The organism is Corynebacterium sp. sy017, assembly GCF_017918135.1.
Taxonomy (GTDB): Bacteria; Actinomycetota; Actinomycetes; order Mycobacteriales; family Mycobacteriaceae; genus Corynebacterium.
In genome coordinates this window covers 576509-592547 of sequence record NZ_RZUE01000002.1, presented here as the reverse complement: position 1 = coordinate 592547, position 16039 = coordinate 576509, and the positions used below count along the sequence as shown (strand labels likewise).

At 47.0% G+C, this 16039-nt stretch carries 16 protein-coding genes; 9 read left to right on the top strand and 7 right to left on the bottom strand.

Annotated elements, in window-relative coordinates; translation table 11 throughout:
* Positions 1-319 precede the first annotated feature (319 nt).
* Together EML15_RS06140 and EML15_RS06135 are read right to left on the bottom strand one after the other, a co-directional pair.
* Positions 320-1408 carry an NDP-sugar synthase gene (locus EML15_RS06140; RefSeq protein ID WP_144273971.1) on the bottom strand — a complete coding sequence of 363 codons (1089 nt, stop codon included), beginning with the start codon at positions 1406-1408 and terminating at the stop codon, positions 320-322.
* 78 nt (positions 1409-1486) lie between these two features.
* Positions 1487-2377: a glycosyltransferase family 2 protein gene (locus tag EML15_RS06135; RefSeq protein WP_144273970.1), complete on the bottom strand. Its 891-nt coding sequence runs from the start codon at positions 2375-2377 to the stop codon at positions 1487-1489.
* Positions 2378-2630: 253 nt separating this feature from the next.
* On the opposite strand from EML15_RS06135, the gene EML15_RS06130 reads away from it, so the two are divergent.
* The 9 genes from EML15_RS06130 (at position 2631) to EML15_RS06090 (ending at position 12185) form a co-directional block, all read left to right on the top strand.
* Positions 2631-4199: an LCP family protein gene (locus tag EML15_RS06130; protein ID WP_144273969.1), complete on the top strand. Its 1569-nt coding sequence runs from the start codon at positions 2631-2633 to the stop codon at positions 4197-4199.
* 146 nt (positions 4200-4345) lie between these two features.
* Positions 4346-5197 (top strand): iron uptake transporter permease EfeU, encoded by an 852-nt coding sequence (efeU, locus tag EML15_RS06125; protein ID WP_144273968.1) that lies wholly within the window; start codon positions 4346-4348, stop codon positions 5195-5197.
* A gap of 51 nt (positions 5198-5248) precedes the next feature.
* Positions 5249-6454 (top strand): iron uptake system protein EfeO, encoded by a 1206-nt coding sequence (efeO, locus tag EML15_RS06120; RefSeq protein WP_144273967.1) that lies wholly within the window; start codon positions 5249-5251, stop codon positions 6452-6454.
* Positions 6454-7776, top strand: coding sequence for a Dyp-type peroxidase (locus EML15_RS06115; protein WP_144274178.1), 1323 nt, complete (start codon positions 6454-6456; stop codon positions 7774-7776). The genes efeO and EML15_RS06115 overlap by 1 nt, the downstream gene beginning before the upstream one ends.
* 56 nt (positions 7777-7832) lie before the next feature.
* Positions 7833-8492: a TIGR03089 family protein gene (locus EML15_RS06110; protein WP_144273966.1), complete on the top strand. Its 660-nt coding sequence runs from the start codon at positions 7833-7835 to the stop codon at positions 8490-8492.
* A 123-nt stretch (positions 8493-8615) separates the two neighbouring features.
* Positions 8616-9872 (top strand): ABC transporter substrate-binding protein, encoded by a 1257-nt coding sequence (locus EML15_RS06105; RefSeq protein WP_144273965.1) that lies wholly within the window; start codon positions 8616-8618, stop codon positions 9870-9872.
* 243 nt (positions 9873-10115) lie between these two features.
* Positions 10116-11108, top strand: coding sequence for a sugar ABC transporter permease (locus tag EML15_RS06100; protein ID WP_246858187.1), 993 nt, complete (start codon positions 10116-10118; stop codon positions 11106-11108).
* Complete coding sequence (locus EML15_RS06095) at positions 11105-11935, top strand: carbohydrate ABC transporter permease (protein ID WP_144273961.1); 831 nt, start codon at positions 11105-11107, stop codon at positions 11933-11935. Before EML15_RS06100 ends, EML15_RS06095 begins: the two co-directional genes overlap by 4 nt.
* Positions 11936-11939: 4 nt before the next feature.
* Entirely contained in the window at positions 11940-12185 is a 246-nt protein-coding gene (locus tag EML15_RS06090; protein ID WP_246846939.1) for a hypothetical protein, read from the top strand.
* Here EML15_RS06090 and EML15_RS06085 read toward each other — a convergent pair whose 3' ends face one another.
* The 5 genes from EML15_RS06085 to EML15_RS06065 are packed head-to-tail and all read right to left on the bottom strand — an operon-like array spanning position 12186 to position 15966.
* On the bottom strand, positions 12186-12728 hold the full coding sequence (locus EML15_RS06085; protein ID WP_144273959.1) for a YdcF family protein: 543 nt from the start codon (positions 12726-12728) through the stop codon (positions 12186-12188).
* A 48-nt stretch (positions 12729-12776) separates the two neighbouring features.
* Positions 12777-13286, bottom strand: a complete 510-nt coding sequence (purE, locus tag EML15_RS06080; protein WP_144273957.1) for a 5-(carboxyamino)imidazole ribonucleotide mutase — start codon at positions 13284-13286, stop codon at positions 12777-12779.
* Between the two features lie 35 nt (positions 13287-13321).
* Positions 13322-14563, bottom strand: coding sequence for a 5-(carboxyamino)imidazole ribonucleotide synthase (locus EML15_RS06075; RefSeq protein ID WP_255455990.1), 1242 nt, complete (start codon positions 14561-14563; stop codon positions 13322-13324).
* A 16-nt stretch (positions 14564-14579) separates the two neighbouring features.
* On the bottom strand, positions 14580-15047 hold the full coding sequence (locus tag EML15_RS06070) for a hypothetical protein (RefSeq protein ID WP_144273953.1): 468 nt from the start codon (positions 15045-15047) through the stop codon (positions 14580-14582).
* Positions 15048-15069: 22 nt separating this feature from the next.
* A complete protein-coding gene (locus EML15_RS06065; protein WP_246858140.1) occupies positions 15070-15966 on the bottom strand; it encodes a biotin--[acetyl-CoA-carboxylase] ligase in 897 nt (298 codons plus the stop codon).
* Positions 15967-16039 lie beyond the last annotated feature (73 nt).

Below are 16039 nucleotides of genomic sequence, written 5' to 3'. Positions count from 1 at the left end.
GAATTACATATATGCAATTCAACACGCGAACACTAGATACAGTCAAACCCTCAGAAAAAAATTCTGACAAATATACACATTATCCCTGTTTGTTTGCATCAATAGTCACACGAGTTATCAGGAAATAATGAGCGGGGGAGGTTGTCGGGGGTGCTATATATTGTGCCCACACGAAAGAAAACAACCATAAAGGACTTTTTCCTACCATAAGAATGGTCAAAAACCATGAGGACACAACAAAAAAAGAAAGGGCTGTGGAAAATTATTTTTCCAACAAGCCCCAACAGACCCAGTAGTTACACTGCTACACGCAGTATCGCTAAGCATCAGAACTAAAACGCACCCCATTATCTGGGATCTCAACACCAGGCCACACTCTCACACCGTCGAGAAGCTCACAACGAGCACCAATGATAGCCCCCTCACCAATAATGCAACCACGCAACCTCGCATTAGCACCAATACGAGCCCCCGACGCAATAATAGAATCTTCAATAACTGCACCAGGCTCAATGGTGACACCATCAAACACCACAGTGTCATCCAAACGACACCCGGCACCAACCTCTGTCCCCCGACCAATAACAGTGCCTCCCAACAACAAAGCACCATCACGTACGCCAGCACTTTCATCCACCAGCGACTCACCAACACGTCCAGCCAACAAAGGCGAAGGTGCAATACCACGCACTAAATCAGAAGAACCACGAACAAAATCACTTGGTGTACCCATGTCCCGCCAATAAGAAGTATCGACAAACCCATAGACCTTGAATCCATCTTCAAGCAGTTTAGGGAAAGTATCTCGCTCCACAGATATCACGCGATCAGCAGGTATCTGTTCAATCAACTCACGCTTAAAGACATAACATCCAGCATTAATTTGGTCAGTCGGAGGATCTTCTGTTTTCTCCAAAAAGGCCTCTACCCGCCCCTGAGCATCGGTCGGCACACAACCAAAAGCTCGCGGATCAGGAACACGAACAAGGTGCATAGTAAGGTCGGCATTCTTGTCATAATGCTCCTGCAAAATGCCACCTAGATCCGTACCCCCCAAAACATCCCCATTGAACACCATGACAGTATCAGCACGTAATTTGTCATACACATTGCGAATACCACCACCAGTACCCAGCGGACGCTCCTCCACCACATACTCAATTTCAAGCCCAAACTCTTCGCCACAACCAAAGTATTCCTCGAATACTTCCGCCTTAAATGACGTACCCAAAACCACATGAGTAATACCAGCAGCTTTAATACGTGCCAATAAGTGAGACAAGAATGGCACTCCTGCCGTCGGCAGCATAGGCTTTGGTGTAGACACAGTTAATGGACGCAAGCGCGTACCTTTTCCACCAACAAGAATTACTGCATCAACATCTTGTTTCATCTTATCTTCAGCCATTGAGTTCCATTTCTGTATGATTTTCTTCGCTTGCTAGGCTAACCCATCGACTCTTATAGCAAGCGAGTGACGCACCGATTAACGCCGTTTCTTCGACCACACCACTATCTGTGCGCGTGCTTTTAACCCACACCACAAGGCCACACGAATTGGCAACTGCCACCAATGATGCAATCGATCTGCCTGAAAACGATATGCAGAATCATGATGAGCAGGCAACATCTTCTCCGGCAATTTCCCTGCAGCATGCCCTACTGCATGAGTGATCTGCGCCTGCGGACAGAACACATTGACATAACCAGCCTTACCAAAGCGATCACCCAAATCAACGTCTTCCATATACATGAAATACCGTTCATCAAAACCACCAATCGCTAAAAACGCATCCCACCGCACAAGTAAACAAGAACCAGATAACCATCCAGCACAGCGTTCGACGTCCATCTCTGCATTGGCATGATACGCAGCAGACCAAGGATTGTTTTTCCACACAGCACCAAAAAGTGCATGACCAATACCATTCTTAAGAGTGGGAACTGCACGCGCCGAAGGATAAGCCGACCCATCATCTTGACGAATATATGGTCCTACTGCAGCAACCTCATAACCATCAGCTGCCCAACGATGCGCACAATCAATCAGGGCATCTACCGCTTGCGGGTCAAAAACCACATCAGGATTAGCGATAACAAAAAATTCATCATTGATATCGCCCACAGCACGCATTTTCTCCAGATGCTTCGTCGCAAAGTTAATGGCGCTACCATAGCCAACATTGCCGCCCGTGGGGAGAAAAGTAACCCACTCATTATCCTGTGCTGCTTGTTGTGGCACACCATCAACAGACCCATTATCCGCCAAAATAACTTTCACTGGAGCAGCATGAGCTGCAGGAATCGACTGCAGAAAATCAGTCAAGTATTTCCCGGGAGAATAGGTAACGGCAATGACGGCTAAGGGCTTATTCATTCCTCGAATTTTAGTCGGAGCATAACTTTTTCGTGGGAACGACCACTGATTATGTGTAACTATTTACGTAAGTTTGTCGTTTATACCAGTGGTCTTCTTTCATCGGGAAAGTAACTACTGTATTTTTGCGTAGTCATACGTGCGTGTGACTGGCTCTGAAAAAACGAAATAACATAGAATTACTAATTATTTTTAAGTAACTATTTTATTAAAACCAATTACGCACTGTCGTGCCATACATGGGAGCAGGTAGATGAACAATAGGATCCGCCACACGCGTGATATTCAAGCACCACCTACCCGCGGTCCTATTCTTAGCCAAGCTGGTTCCCGGACTCTCAAAACCGTATTAGCAATTTTGGCAACTATTGTACTGCTCACCTCTGCGCTGGGATATTTTACCGTTGGCCGTATCGGAAAAACTGTCGCTTCAGGCAACCTATCCCTAGGTAATAATGGCATGAAAGGAAAAGCAACTGATGGCGCTACCGACATCCTCTTAGTTGGTTCCGATTCCCGCACAGACGCACAAGGCAATCCTCTCACCCCACAGGAAATAGAAGTATTACACGCCGGCGATGAAGAAGCTGATAATACTGATACCATCATGGTTATTCGTGTGCCTGATGATGGTTCCTCTGCAACCGCAATTTCCATCCCCCGCGACACCTATATTCATGATAAAAAGATGGGGAATCTGAAAATCAATGGCGTTTATTCCGCATACAAGGCTCAAGAAAAACAAGACCTCATCACCGATGGTCTGAGCGATGAACAAAAATTAGAAGAAAAATCTAAAGATGCAGGCAGAAAAGGGCTTATCAATGCCATTAGCGACTTAACTGGCATCACCGTCGACCACTATGCCGAAATTGGCTTATTGGGTTTTGTGTTGCTTACCGATGCCGTCGGTGGCGTAGATGTATGCCTCAATGACGCTGTCTATGATGAATACTCTGGTGCAGATTTCCAAGCTGGTCCGCAAACCCTCAATGGCGCGCAAGGGCTTGCTTTTGTGCGCCAACGACACGGACTCCCACGTGGAGATCTTGACCGTATCGTACGCCAACAAGCATATATGGCCTCTCTTGTTTCTAAAGTGCTCTCTTCGGGAACTCTCGCTAACCCTGGTCGTCTCTCTAGCCTCAGTAATGCAGTAAGCCGCTCAGTTCTCATTGATGAAGACTGGGATGTGATGAGTTTTGCTACCCAACTCCAAAACTTAGCTGGAGGCAATGTCTCCTTCAATACCATTCCAGTCACATCCATTGATGGCACTGGCGATCATGGCGAATCTGTAGTCACCATTGATAAAACTGCGGTACGCGATTTCTTCAAGAGCCTGCTCAATGATTCCCCCGAATCTGACGATGCCAAAAACAATCCAGCACCGGCAGAAAATGACAATGCCAATGACGATCAAGCTGCACCAAGCAATGAGATTCATGTGCTCAATGCCAGTGAAGATGAGTCTTTAGCACCCACCGTTGCCCAGCATTTGCGCAACCAAAACTGGAAAGTCTATGCAGTTTCCACAGCAGAGGCCGGAATATACTCAGAATCACAAGTCATTGCCACAAGTCAAGATGATCAAACAGCTCAAGATATTGCCAAAGAACTAAGTCTACCTGTCACTGTTAATGCCTCCCTCGAGGCAGGTACTGTTATCGTTGTCACTGCCGACGATTATGCAGGACCTACAGCTGAGCTAAAAGAAGATGATCCTAATGAACAGGTTGGACAACCAGGTAACGCTCTAGGTGAAGAAAGCGCATCGCCAAAAATTGATGCGGATAATACCGGCCCACGCTGTGTCAACTAATAGTGTAACCGCGCCATCATTATTTCAGTCACATTAAACGATTCCTCACAAAAGATAGCCAAGGGTAGCCTTATAATAATTTTGTGAAGATTTTTTCCATCAGTTCCTTAAGGGACATAATCTGGCAAGAGCATAGAGGCTAACCCATGTTCATTGCTAACTTTCTCATTGCACTACGTGAAGGTGTCGAAGCCGCACTGATCATCGGTATCATGGTCGCCCTGATCAATAAAATGAATAGGCGCGATATCCTACCAAAAATGTGGCTAGGCATCGCTCTGGCTGTGATCATTCCTGCAGCTGCGGGTGCATTTATGACATGGGGTCCTTATACTCTCTCCTTCCAAGCCCAAGAAATCCTCGGCGGTTCTTTATCATTGCTCGCTGTAGGTATGGTCACATGGATGATCTTTTGGATGGGGAAACATTCACGAAACCTCAGTGCCGACATCACCGAAAAAACCAATCGCATCCTTAGCACAGGAACTGATTGGCGTATTGTCTGGCTCAGCGCACTCAGCGTTGGACGCGAAGGACTAGAAACTGCTGTATTCACATGGGCAACTGTTAGAGGAACACTCAATGATGGTTTCCTTGCTCCCAGTTTGGGTGTGCTCTGTGGTTTATTGTGTGCGATTGCAATCGGCTGGCTTATTTATCGCAGTACGACGCATATCAATCTCAAAAAATTCTTTAATACCACCGCATTCTTATTGATTTTTGTTGCTGCAGGCATTGTCTCTTATGGTATCGGCGACTTCCAGGAAGCAAACATTCTTCCTGGTTGGGGACATACTGTCTATGATGTGACCGGATTGTTCGATGGACATATCCCAGGGCTTAGCACTACGTCGTGGTGGTTTGTCCTTCTAGAAGCAATGTTCCAGCTCAATCTCTCGCCTACTTACCTGCAATTTTTTGGCTGGTTCGGATACTTGCTTGTCGTCTGCACACTATTTATTATGCGTACCCGCCCCCATAGGCATGAGCAAAAATAACGCTGTACTTGTTCGTACTTGTTCACTATGACTCGAAAGGTAAATATCATAATGAAAAAACATCTCATTCATACCGCATTACCCTTGGTTGTTTCACTCAGCGCAGCCAGTGCGCTGAGTGCGTGCGTTGCTAATAACCCGGAGAATACCGAATCTTCGGCTAAGAGTGGCACAAGCACTATCGACGTGAAAATTAGCGATGATACCTGTGATGTAGCAGCAGATTCTGCTAGTTCAGGACGAGTGAGTTTCTCGCTCAGCAACACTGGTACAGTGCGCAATGAGTTCGAGATTCTTGCTGAAGACCAACTACGCATCGTCGGGGAGCGAGAAAATCTTGGACCGGGCACAAAAACTGATTACACGCTGGTATTAGAACCAGGTACGTACTACACGGCGTGTAAGAAAAATATGGTGGGCAAGCTAGTTGATGTACGCCCATTCACCGTGAATGATTCTGGGGAAAAAGTAGCAGTCTCTGCTGACGAACAGGAACTCATTACTAACGCCGTTACCAATTACACCGCATATGTGCGTGATCAAACTGGGCAGCTCCTTGAAGAAACCAAAGCCTTTGCTGCGTTCTACAAGGCAGGTGACGTCGAAAAAGCCAGAATGGCTTATGCCCCAACTCGTGCTTTCTATGAGCGCATAGAACCTACTGCTGAAGCATTCGGCGATATTGATCCTGCGCTTGATGAACGTGAAACAGATCATCAGGAATCCGATGATGCGGTGGCACGTAGCTGGACTGGTTGGCATGTCATTGAAAAAGATTTATGGCGCCCAGAAGGATATGCTGGGTTATCAGTCGAGGAAGCAACCCATATTGCTGATCAATTAGTTGCTGATACTCAAAAACTCTATGACCTGGTTTATTCTGATCAGTTCACTGTAAATATCGATGATATTTCCAATGGCGCTATTGGACTGCTAGAAGAAGTTGCCACCACGAAGATCACTGGGGAAGAAGAGATTTTCTCACATACTGATCTCTATGATTTCTTTGCCAATGTAGAAGGGGCAAAAGTTGCTTTTGGCAATGTCGAGGCTTTGGCTAAGCAAAAAGACGCACAATTGGCTGATACAATTTCTGCGCGTTTCGACGAGATCGAAAAGGCATTGGATAAGTATCGCACTGGTGATGGTTTTGCCTCATATACTGATCTCGACGACAAACAACGTCGTGAGCTCTCTGACAAAGTAGATGCACTGCGAGTGCCATTAGCAAAGCTCACTGAGGCGATTATCTCGTGATGCCACAGCATGATTCCAATAATTCTCATTCCGGTGGGTTTTCCCTCTCTCGTCGGCAACTCCTAGCTGGTTTGGGTGGAGCAGGCGTCGGTGCGCTTGGTACAGGTGCACTTGAATTAGGACATATCCGCAAAGAGCACTCTCCTACTGGCACAATTGTTCCTTTTCGCGGCGCACATCAATCAGGCATTATCACTCCTGCGCAACAGCAAATGCTCATGGTGGCATTTGATATGACGGTCAGCAGAAAACAAGATCTGATTTCTTTGCTCACGCAGTGGACAACTGCCACGGAAAGAATGATGAATGGCGAGGAAATTAATACTCCCAAGGTACGTGATGATGTTCCACCCGATGACACTGGTGAAACAATGGGACAACCCCCTGCCTCGCTCAGCGTTACCTTTGGTTTTGGTGCCAGTTTATTTGAGCACCCCCAAGACGGTGATCGTTTTGGGATTGCGCATAAAATTCCAGCAGCCTTGCGCGCTGGTATTCCTCGAATGGCAGCGGAAAAAATAGATCCGGATCGTTCTGATGGAGATATTGTTATCCAAATTTGCGCAGAAGACCCAATGGTTGTACTCCATGCTGCACATCAATATAAGCGCATTGCTTTTGGACTTGCCTCCGTTAAGTGGATGCAGCTGGGATATGGCAGAACCTCCTCCACTTCTCAGCAACAGCATACCCCGCGTAATCTCTTTGGATTTAAGGACGGTACGGCAAATATCAAGGCTGAAGAGGATCCAGCACAACTCAATGAGCATTTATGGATTCAACCTGGCGACGATCAGCACGCCTCATGGGCTGCGGGAGGCACATATCTGTGCATCCGCAAAATTGCCATGATGATGGAGGTATGGGATGAGTTGTCACTGCGTGAGCAGGAAAGGATTATCGGTAGAGATAAACTTGAGGGCGCACCGTTATCAGGGAAAAAAGAGCATGATAAACCAGATTTTCATGCTTTAGCTACCGAAGATATGGCCCCTGGAACTGGTGGTGCACAGCTTAATGAGCCGTTGATCAATGTTAATTCCCATGTCGCAACCGTCCACCCTGAGAATAATGGTGGACATAGGATGCTGCGTCGTGGCTATAACTACACTGAGGGAATCAATGAGCTAGGGCGTTTTAATGCTGGTTTATTCTTCATTGCTTTTGTACGAGATCCACGCACAAAGTTCATTCCCATTTTAGAAAATATGGCAACGGATTTATTGACTGAGTATGTGCAGCATATCGCCACCGGGCTCTATGTGGTTCCACCGGGGATTGCCGATGGTGATGATTACATTGGTCAATCGCTTTTTGACTAAGTTCTCTGCTCATTGTCGTCGGCAGAGAATGAACAGCTTTGACTAGCATAGAGACTATGAAGTTGTTATCAGAATTGCTTGCCGACGACCCAGCCACACCACGGCTGAGTGTTTATGACGAAACCATCGGCACGAGGCTAGATTTCTCAGCTACTACTCTTGATAACTGGGCTGCAAAAGTAGCAAATATGTTGCTCGATGAGCTAGATCTCGAACCTGGGGCAAAAATTGCAGTTGCACTACCACCTGGTTGGCAAAGCACTGTTATTGTGCTTGGTGCGCTTGCTGCCAATATAGATTATTCTTTTGACCCCGCACACGCTGCCGTGCTTTTCACCGATATCTCCCGAATAGCTGCCGGAGAGTTTTCCGACTTCGAGGGCGATATTTGTGCATTGAGCGATGATCCACTTGGGCGCGGTGTGGAGGAATTGGGCTTAGAGCTACCGACGGGGATTATTGATTTTGCCCCTACAGTGCGATTCTATGGTGATGCTTTCACCACAGATGAACGACTATTGCGTGAATGCGTAGCGACGACTTTCCAACCAAAAAGCAGAGTACTGGGTACTGGTTGGACAAGTATGAGCGATTTTGAGCACCAAGTATTGCAGCCGCTTGCTGTTGGTGGTTCAAGTGTTATCGTCCGTGGCCTCGCAGATACGCAGCGATTAGCAGAAATTGCCACAGTAGAAAAAGTAACAGAGTTGGTTTAATCGAGTGATTTACCCCCGTGGGTGTAATGAGCTGTGCTATTTTCTTTATTAAATAGTAGCTAGATCACTACATTAGGTGTAAAAGAATCCTCATCACGAAAATACAGAAAGGGTTTTCTTTTCATGTCGTTTCCAACTCGTACTATAGCCGCGCTAGCTATTGGCTTGAGCACCACTCTGGTCTTGAGTTCTTGTAGCAAAGATTCAGATTCTGCTGCTACCGGAGCTGCTAATGGTCGCGGTCCAATTACCTTTGCTATGGGTAAAAATGACACCGATAAACTCGTTCCCGTTATCGAAAAATGGAACGACGCACACCCTGATGAAAAGGTAACGCTCAAGGAACTTTCTGGTGATGCTCCTGAACAACGCGACACCCTAGTTCAGTCGCTACAATCTGGTAGCACTGATTATGATGTCATGGCGCTCGACGTTATCTGGACAGCAGATTTTGCAGCGAACCAATGGATTGCCCCACTCACAGGTGAACTTGCAGTAGATACTTCCAAACTACTGAAATCAACTGTCGAGTCCGCAACCTACAATGGAACGCTCTACGCATTGCCGCAAAACACTAATGGGCAACTGCTCTATCGCAACACTGAGCTTGTACCTCAAGCCCCAGGAACCTGGGCACAATTGGCACAAAGCTGTGAATCTGTCAAAGCACAGTCCAAGGATTGCTTGATCTTACAGGCAAAACAAAGTGAAGGCCTTACCGTTAATACTGCTGATTTCATTGAAGGTTGGGGTGGCCATGTCATTGATGACTCTGGTGCGCCAGTGGTGGATTCACCAGAGGCAAAAGCAGGTATCCAGGCACTCGTCGATGGTTATAAAGATGGGGTTATCTCCAAGTCCTCTCTTTCTGCTACTGAAGAAGAAACCAATTTGGCATTCGTCGCAGGTGAAACTGCATATGCGGTGAATTGGCCATATATGTACACCAATGCCCAAGCACAGAACTCACAGGTAGCTGGAAAATTTGAGGTTCAGCCGCTAGTCGCCAAAGATGGCACTGGCGTATCGACATTGGGCGGTTATAACAACGGAATCAACATCAATTCCACAAAGAAAGCAACTGCTCTTGACTTCATGAAGTTCATCGTAGAAGAAGAAAACCAGGCATGGTTTGCCGATAATTCTTTCCCACCTGTCCTTGCTTCTATCTATGACGATGAAACATTGGTGGAAAAATACCCATATTTGCCAGCGCTAAAGACCTCTTTAGAAAGTGCAAAACCACGTCCAGTCAGCCCATATTACCCTGCTATTTCTAAAGCAATCCAGGATAATACCTACGCAGCGCTTACTCATGGCAAGAGCGTGGACGAAGCAACAAAAGATATGAAGTCTGCTATTGAAAATGCAGCAAAATAATCTGAGAGTTTACTAATACGCCATGCACATAGAACCTGCCTCCACAGCAGGTTCTATTGTTGGTTATGAGAACAATTCAGCAAGGATACATTCCCAAAGACGTACCCGCCATCACTCCTCATCACATTTCACACAGAATTAGAACATTAAAACTAAGGACTGCTCATCGTGTCGCTATCGACTCCACTTACAAAGAAGCAGAGCTTAGCGCAACCCAAGAAAACCAATGCACGTGCTTTTGCACTGATTGCCCCTACCTTGGTAGTGCTCGCCATTGTTATTGGTTATCCTATTGTGCGCGCTATCTATCTGTCTTTCCAATCCGATAAGCACTTGGATCCAACTACTGGTCTTTTCGTCGAAGGCGGTTTTGCTGGCTTTGACCATTATCTTTATTGGTTGAACCAGCGCTGCATGAGCCCTTCTGGCACAGTATCAGCCTGTCCTCCTGGGGTTATTGCTACCGACTTTTGGGCGTCGGTAGGCAATACCGTTTTCTTCACGATTGTTACGGTGAGCTTAGAGATAGTCGTCGGAATGGCTATGGCGCTGGTAATGAATCGGCAATTTCGCGGCCGAGCAATAGTGCGCGCAGCAGTGTTGATCCCCTGGGCAATCCCAACAGCAGTGACAGCTAAACTCTGGCAGTTCATTTTTGCCGACCGAGGAATTATTAACTCCCTATTGGGTACTCCTATTCATTGGACCACTGATCCGTGGGCAGCGCGCTTTGCTGTGGTTATTGCTGATGTGTGGAAAACTGCCCCTTTTATGGCTTTGCTCATTCTTGCTGGTCTGCAGATGATTCCCAAAGAAGTCTATGAGGCAGCACGCATGGATGGGGCAAATACCTGGCAGCAATTCTGGCGCATTACCTTGCCCTTGGTCAAACCTGCACTAATGGTTGCTATTTTATTCCGCACTCTCGACGCACTGAGAATGTATGATCTGCCAGTTATTTTGATTAGTGCTTCTGCAAACTCCCCTACCGCTACCGTTTCACAACTGGTTGTTGAAGATATGCGCAGCAATAATTTTAATTCTGCCTCTGCACTCTCAACGCTGATTTTCCTGATGATCTTTACTGTCGCACTGATTATGATTCGTTTCTTAGGTGCGGATGTTTCGGGCACTGCCGAAAAACGTGCAGCTAAAAAAGCAGCACGACGCGCTGCTCGGGCACAAGCAAAACAACAAGACAGCGCAATAACCGTGGCAAAGGAGACAGCACAATGAGAAAAGCCAAAGCGCTCATCAGCAATTATTGTGGTGTTGTTCTCATTCTGATCTGGGGACTTGCACCTTTCTATTGGATGGTTATTACCGCACTGCGTGACAAAGCCTATACCTTTGACACCACGCCCTTTCCGACTCATGTCACACTTGATAATTTCCGTGAAGCACTATCCACCGAAGGTGGCAATGATTTCCTAGGTGCTATTGGCAACTCACTCATTATCGGGTTATGCACCACATTCATTGCAGTTGCAGTAGGTGTGTTTACTTCCTATGCATTAGCTCGATTAGAGTTCCCTGGTAAAGGCTTTGTCACCGGCATTATTCTTGCTGCCTCCATGTTCCCAGGAATTGCACTGGTTACGCCTCTTTTTCAGCTCTTCGGTGAATTGGAATGGTTCGGCACCTACCGTGCCATGATCATTCCGAACATCTCCTTTGCCTTACCACTGACCATCTACACACTTACTTCTTTCTTCCGCCAATTACCGTGGGAGTTAGAGGAAGCAGCACGCGTCGACGGTGCCACAAACGGACAGGCTTTTCGACTCGTACTATTACCGCTTGCCGCCCCAGCACTCTTTACGACCGCAATTTTGGCTTTTATTACTACATGGAATGAGTTTATGCTGGCGAGACAGCTCTCGAGCGAAGCAACGGAACCAGTTACTGTAGCAATTGCTCGTTTTAGCGGACCATCTTCCTATGAGTTTCCCTACGCATCGATTATGGCTGCCGGTGCACTCGTGACTATCCCACTGATCATCATGGTATTGGTGTTCCAGCGCAGAATCGTATCGGGTCTTACTGCCGGCGGTGTTAAATAACATCATGCCGCATTCTCCCATGTATTCTCCTGGTGAACCCTCTAGGGAAAAATCAGAAAACCGCACCCGGAAAAAGTTACAGCGCGAAGCTATCTTAGGGTTCTTTTTTGGTTTCACGCTCCTAGCTTTTATCCAGGCAATAATAAATTTCTTGCGACCTAATCCAGCTGTTTTCCCGGCAGTATTATTGTTGATTTTCATCCTCATTGATCTGGGATTATGGCGCTGGTATAGCGCGGATGACGCATAATCAGGGTCGGGATGAATGCGCGCGTAATCGTCGCCAAGCTATTCGAGCATAAGAATGAATCAAGGCGGTACTTTCGCGAATCACCAACCAGGTGCGGTGGCGTCGTGGAGTGGGCGCGCCAAAAACCACGATATTCATTCCAAGGTGCCACGCCCACGCTCGAGTACGCCACTTGTGAAACCCACTGGTGACAACACAAAAATCACTATTGCCGCTATCTCTAAGAAGTGCCGCTGCATTCTCTAGATTCTCATTGGTAGAGGTCGCTTCATGCTCTTCTATAATGCGTTCCGACGCAATCCCACGCATACGCAGCCAATGAGCCATCACAGCGGCTTCTCCTTTGCCAGAAACGACGATCAATCTATCATTATCGTGGCTAAGCTCATAGGCTTTTTCTAGGCGCGATTCTAACACCGAACCGGGGATAAAAGGATACTCACTCTCATCTGTTCGAGGATGATACTGGGTATAATACTGCCCAGGGTTAGGAAAACAACGTGATCCAAGAACAACCAATGGCAATGGAGGTATAGGAGTCATAGGCGTAGCACCCACGAGTGCAATGTTAATCTCATTGTCTTGTTGTTTTTATTGTCCTAGTAGGCGCTGTCTGAGTTTCTCGTCTTTTTCTTCTACTTCAGTGCGCATATTTTCTTGGTAGTCAACCATCTTCTCTATTAATTCTGGTTGATGTGCACCTAAAATGCGCACTGCTAATAGTCCCGCATTCTTAGCGCCACCAATCGATACTGTTGCTACTGGCACACCACCTGGCATTTGCACAATGGATAGGAGTGAATCCATGCCGTCTAGTTCTTTGAGGGCACGCGGTATTCCGATCACTGGCAACGGTGTTGCAGCAGCAACCATGCCTGGTAGATGTGCTGCGCCACCTGCACACGCAATGATGACTTTGAGTCCTCGAGTGTGCGCTTGTTTGGCATAGGCCAACATTTTCTCAGGGGTGCGATGTGCAGAAACTACTCCCACCTCAAAAGCGACACCAAATTGAGCCAAGATATGCGCAGCTGGCTCCACCGTGGGCCAATCGGAATCTGATCCCATAATCAAACCGACGAGAGGTGTTTTCTCACTCATTGTTCACCGTCACTTTCTGTATATATTTTTAGTTTTTATGCTTGGTTGTTCTCGGGTTCATTCCACACGCCATGTACCATAAAATATGCAGCTGCAAGCGCTTGTTGTCGAGTTTGTTCTACATCGGTGCCACATATATTCACATGACCAATTTTTCGTCCTGGTCGATGAGTTTTACCATAAAGATGAATTTTGGCTTGTGGATATCGTCGCCAAACTGCTTGCATACGTTCAGGAATAGATAACTCTGGTTCCGTTGCACCACCAAGGATATTGGCCATAACAGTCACTGGGGCACGAAGGTCTGTACTACCCAATGGATAATCCATAACTGCACGTAGGTGCTGCTCGAACTGACTGGTTACGCAACCATCTTGGGACCAGTGTCCAGTATTATGTGGGCGCATTGCCAATTCATTAACAAAAATTTCCGGTTGCCCCCATTGATCAGTTGTCTCAAAAAGTTCAACTGCCAGTACCCCGGTTACGCCTAACTCTTGCGCAATTCGACCGGCAAGGTCACGTGCTTGTTGTTGCAAGCTCTCAGAAAGCTGCGGTGCTGGAGCTATGGCTTGAGTGCAGATTCCATCTTCTTGCACCGACTCCACAACATCCCATGTTTTCTTTTCTCCAGAAGGAGTGCGGGCAACCATTGCAGAAAGTTCACGAGTCAGTGCTATTTTCTTCTCCGCCATAAGCGGAGTTCCTTTTTCTAATAGCTGCGCTACTAATGCTTCTAGTTCAGAACACGTTTGGGGAAACCATACTCCGTGACCATCATAGCCACCACGACGAGCTTTCAGACATACTGCACCTGATACAGCTTCCCAGAATGCTTGTGCGTCTGCCACACTTTCAATCGCAGCAAAAACTGGTACAGGAGCGCCTAGTTCACGCAATTTTTTGCGCATCACTAACTTATCTTGTGCGTTCAGTAACGCCTGGTATCCTGGCTGCACATTAGCACCCTCATCAGCCAAAATACGTAAATGCTCGCTGGGGACATGCTCATGATCGAAAGTAATAACAGCACTGTCTTTAGCCACATGGCGCAAGGTATCCACATCGGTGTAGTCACCAATTACGATATCGGAACATACCTGAGCAGCTGAAGAACTAAGCCCTCCGGCAAGCACTCTGATAGATAACCCTAATTCTATTGCCTCAGTGTGGAGCATTCTTGCTAATTGACCGTCACCGATAACGCTAACAATAGGCATCCCTGGTGCATGCGCTGCGACGCTACGTTGTTGTTCATACTGTTGCTGTTGGCTCAAAGAAGTCACTCCCCAACTATACGTGATAAAAACTACATTCTTCTTCTATCAATCGAGCTATTTTTCCAGCACGCGGAACGTCGTCAAGCATAATGGGTTTGGCATACCCTTCAATGGCAATGAGTAATTTTTTCCCTTTCCCGCGCACACCAGTAATGGCATAAAGCGGAATGGACTCAGTATGGCTACCAATACCAAAATGACGGATTATGATTCGAGAATCGGTAAGTACCAAGCGATTTCGACGATTTTTTATGATGGGTACACCAAGAGACAAAAATGCGAGAAAGAACCAGATTCCGACAAAGATATTACGCATTCCCGTCTCGATAATGACATAAGGCTGTGGCTGATCCATATACCCAATGCCCATCCAGCATAGCGCTGTGAGCAGGGTCAGTCGTATTACCGGATATGCCAAACGCGACAAGGGTGCCGTGACATCAACAATAATATCCTCATCTGCTGCAACAACAAGAGCCATAGTTATTAGAATACCTAGACCACTAAGAACGTGAAGTTTCCGAAGAATCTGCAGGATCTGAACAGTAGTGCCATTGATCTTTTTGACGCAGATGAATAATATCTCCCACGCTCATCTCATGGGTCACACCAGCCTGATCTTCAATGAGTAAATGCCCTTGGTCAGTTACTGCCACGGCACGACCAAGCAATTCCTTTTCGCCAGGCAAAATAGCACGTACTTCTTGCCCAAGTGTCACGCATACCTTGCGATAATCGTCGATAAGCTCTGGCGCATTGTCTTCCCATTGCCGTATGCGCCGGTAGAAACTACGCAGCACGTGTACCGCCAATTCAGTGCGATCGCACTGTATCCCTTCCAGGTAGAGTGATGATGCGTGTGCTACTGGTAGCTCATCTTCTCGCAGATCGACGTTGAGCCCAACGCCAATAACAATTGCTGGATTGTCACCAAGGTCTACGGCTTCTGCAAGAATGCCGCTGAGTTTCTTGGTGTTGCACACAAGATCATTGGGCCATTTCAATCCAATGCCTTCATGTGATTCAAGTACGTCCACTAATGCTAGGCCAGCTGCTAGCGATAGTGTGCCAAGGCGGTTTAAGGCGCTCTGGGGTGGTCTGATGAGTACGGAAAAGGCGAGCAAAGCTGATGGTGGCGCTTGGAATTTCCGCCCCATGCGCCCGCGTCCTGCCTGTTGATGTTCGGTGATATGCACGCTCCACGCTGGTGCCCCTGCACGGGCTGCGGCTACAAGATCAGTGTTCGTGGAGCCAGTGCTGTCACTGTGATAGATAGTGGAAAAAGGACCTAGACCACCATGTACAGTGAGCTGTTTTTCTAAAAAAGCATGGTCGAGTGGTATGCGATTCCTGGTTTGTGACGTAGTCATGCATGCGGCGGAGTCCTCAGTGGAATTCATGGTCACATTCTAAGGTTTTCCCTAGTTTTACTTGTTCTAATACCCCTCACATACCCCCACACTAGAAAAGTTT